This window comes from Crenobacter sp. CS_VA4 (assembly GCF_055597485.1).
This window is the reverse complement of record NZ_JBVMAE010000067.1, coordinates 1-2,439: the sequence shown is the minus strand read 5'-3', so window position 1 is coordinate 2,439 and position 2,439 is coordinate 1. Positions and strand designations below refer to the sequence as shown.

The 2,439-nt window shown below is 61.2% G+C and carries 6 protein-coding genes; 5 read left to right on the top strand and 1 reads right to left on the bottom strand.

From position 1 onward, the window contains the following. The first annotated feature begins 135 nt into the window (after positions 1–135). Genes ACZ2IA_RS22680 through ACZ2IA_RS22660 form a run of 5 tightly spaced genes read left to right on the top strand, consistent with a single transcriptional unit; the run spans position 136 to position 1,618 of the window. Positions 136–639, top strand: a complete 504-nt coding sequence (locus ACZ2IA_RS22680; RefSeq protein WP_470294854.1) for a hypothetical protein — start codon at positions 136–138, stop codon at positions 637–639. 11 nt (positions 640–650) lie between these two features. Further along, positions 651–866 (top strand): hypothetical protein, encoded by a 216-nt coding sequence (locus tag ACZ2IA_RS22675; RefSeq protein ID WP_470294853.1) that lies wholly within the window; start codon positions 651–653, stop codon positions 864–866. Between the two features lie 3 nt (positions 867–869). After that, entirely contained in the window at positions 870–1,112 is a 243-nt protein-coding gene (locus tag ACZ2IA_RS22670) for a DUF4160 domain-containing protein (protein ID WP_470294852.1), read from the top strand. Further along, entirely contained in the window at positions 1,096–1,344 is a 249-nt protein-coding gene (locus ACZ2IA_RS22665; protein ID WP_470294851.1) for a DUF2442 domain-containing protein, read from the top strand. Before ACZ2IA_RS22670 ends, ACZ2IA_RS22665 begins: the two co-directional genes overlap by 17 nt. A gap of 10 nt (positions 1,345–1,354) precedes the next feature. Continuing rightward, positions 1,355–1,618 carry a hypothetical protein gene (locus ACZ2IA_RS22660; protein WP_470294850.1) on the top strand — a complete coding sequence of 88 codons (264 nt, stop codon included), beginning with the start codon at positions 1,355–1,357 and terminating at the stop codon, positions 1,616–1,618. Between the two features lie 4 nt (positions 1,619–1,622). On the opposite strand, the gene mobV is transcribed toward ACZ2IA_RS22660, so the two are convergent. Next, a partial coding sequence (gene mobV, locus ACZ2IA_RS22655) for a MobV family relaxase (protein ID WP_470294849.1) occupies positions 1,623–2,439 on the bottom strand: 817 nt, incomplete at its 5' end.

Sequence of the window (2,439 nt, the reverse complement as noted above, 5' to 3'; positions counted from 1 at the left end):
TGATGGGTCATGATGCATTGTCCATCATAGATTTTTTCTGTAGCCTCATTTTTCATGATGCCAAACACAAAGCCTTTGACGCTAAAAGCAACACAGAAGAGGGGCCGATCCATCACTCAACACGCCCATTTTGCGATGGTCGAGCTGGCCGCATTGGAAGGGTTGAGTGACCTCATCCGGCGAGCTCCCCGTGCTGCAGAGTTGATTGTCTCGCTAATTCGAAGGCTGCCTCCGGGAAGCGGGGGCGTGGTCGTTGTGAGCCGCGAAACGATGCGGGAGCTGCTGGGCTGCTCAATGCCCACGGTCGAGCGTGCATTACGGATTCTGATCGAAGAGGGATGGGTGCAGCGGATCAAGATCGGCGGCGCTAATGCTCTCGCCATCAATCGCCGGGTAGCTTGGATTGGCCCGCGCGGCGAAATCCAGCACGCAGTTTTTGACGCCACTGTGATTGCAAGCCGTTCGGAACAGGATGCGTTGTCCCTGACCCCACCACCAGCAAGACAGGTTGCTATCGTGCAGGCGGGTGAACAGATCATCCCTGCAGGGGAGGGTGAAGAACCACCAAGCCAGCCGCTTCTGGATGGGATAGACGGCCCAGCCATCGTGCAAGACCCACAAGGGAAGAATGGGAAGTAGGAGGAGTATCCATGTCAGAAACACAGATCAAGATCGAGCTGGTATTGCCCGGAGAACAGCGCCAGACCGTTATCGGCTTGCCGGAGTCCTACCGGATCACCGTTGAGCGAGACGATGGGATGGCATGCACAGAAATCGAAGCAAAGACGGCGATGAGCATGCTCTGCATCCAGTTGCTTCACGGGCAAAAGCCCCGCAAGAAATCCAGCAAGAAAGCAGAGGCATGACCAATGCCCGTCATCCTGCGCTACCAAGGCTTCAAGTTTTTCTTCTACTCGAACGAAGGTAACCCGCTGGAACCCGCGCACATTCACGTCCGTAACGCGGATGGGGAAGCTAAGTTCTGGCTGGTGCCAGACGTGCAATTGGCGCGCAACGACGGCTTCGATGCGCGAACATTGAAGAGCCTCGCCGCCGTCGTAGCGACGAACAAAGACCTGCTGGAAAGGGCTTGGAATGATTACTTCGGCTAAAACCGTCCGCTTTGACGACTACTCCATGTGGGTTGAGTTGAGCGACGGCCGCACGCTTGGCGTCCCGCTGGCATGGTTCCCGCGACTGCTGTCCGCGAAGCCTGAGCAACTGGCCCACTACGAGCTGAGCGCCCACGGCATCCACTGGGATGATCTGGACGAAGACTTGTCGATTGACGGCCTGCTGGCTGGCCGTGGCGACATGACGCACCGTCCCAGCAAGGCTGCGTAAGGTAGACAGTATGGGTGGAATCAACAACGAAACGCTCACGCGCTACGAGTGCGCGGCCGAGATCCTCGGCAGCCTGATCGCCATGCGAACCGCTGAGATCGCGGCAGAGGAAGCCTTGCCAGCGCCCGGCCCCAGCAAGATCAAACGGCTCAAAGCGGAACGCTCCGCCCTGGTACGAGAACGGCAATCGCTCAACCCACACGACGCCGCCGCGATCGAGCATGTGTACCGTGACTACGCGCCCCTGGTGAAGGCCTCATGCCGCGCGGCATGAACACCTACGAGCGTTCCTGGCCCTTGTCCTGCTGCTGCTCGATCTTCGCCTGCAGGGCGGTCTGCAGCCGCTGCAGCGGCTCGCCGCCTTGGGCGATGGTCCGGACCAGCTCCTTGCCCTTGTCCTGCGCAGCTAGGGTCTTCTTTCGCTCCTGGTCGAGCTGCCGCTCTGCCTGCTTGGCCGCGGCTTCCATCGCCCGCGCCTGCTGCTTGGCGCGGTCGCGCTCGCCGGCTTTGGCCGCCAGCGCATCGAACTCCGGCTTGATCTGCTCGAGCACCGCTTGCGCCACGCGCTGGCCGTAAGCCTCCTTGCCCTCCAGCAACTTCCCCTCAGGAACGTCGATTGCCGGCGTTTTGGGCGCGTTGGCGGCCACGCGGCCGTAGTATGCCCTCACGGACTCGTGACGCGCTCTGGAGCCCTCTACGCCCCGTTCTAGGCCATGTTGCAGGCCGACTTGCTCGGCGAACTCGGTCTGCAGCTTCCCCAATGCCCCTTGCTCGCCAAAAAACGCCCGGCAATTCAGCTTGCCGCGCTCGTCCTTGGGCACGACGTAGGCGTACATGTGCGGCGTGGTCTCGTCGCGGTGGATGCCGGCGTAGACCACGTTTTCCGCGCCGTGCTTGGCTTCCAGCCACTTCAGAGCGTCCCGGAAGTACGCGTCCTGGGCGGATCGATCCTTGGCCTGCATCACCTCCGGGCTGGCTGTCACCAGGTACTCGACCGCCAGCACCGCGTTCTTGCGCACCTTGTCAGGCATCGCGGCGTTGAATTTGCCCAGTGCCTCGCGGACGTTCTGCGCGCCGATGTGGGTGTTGTCGGCC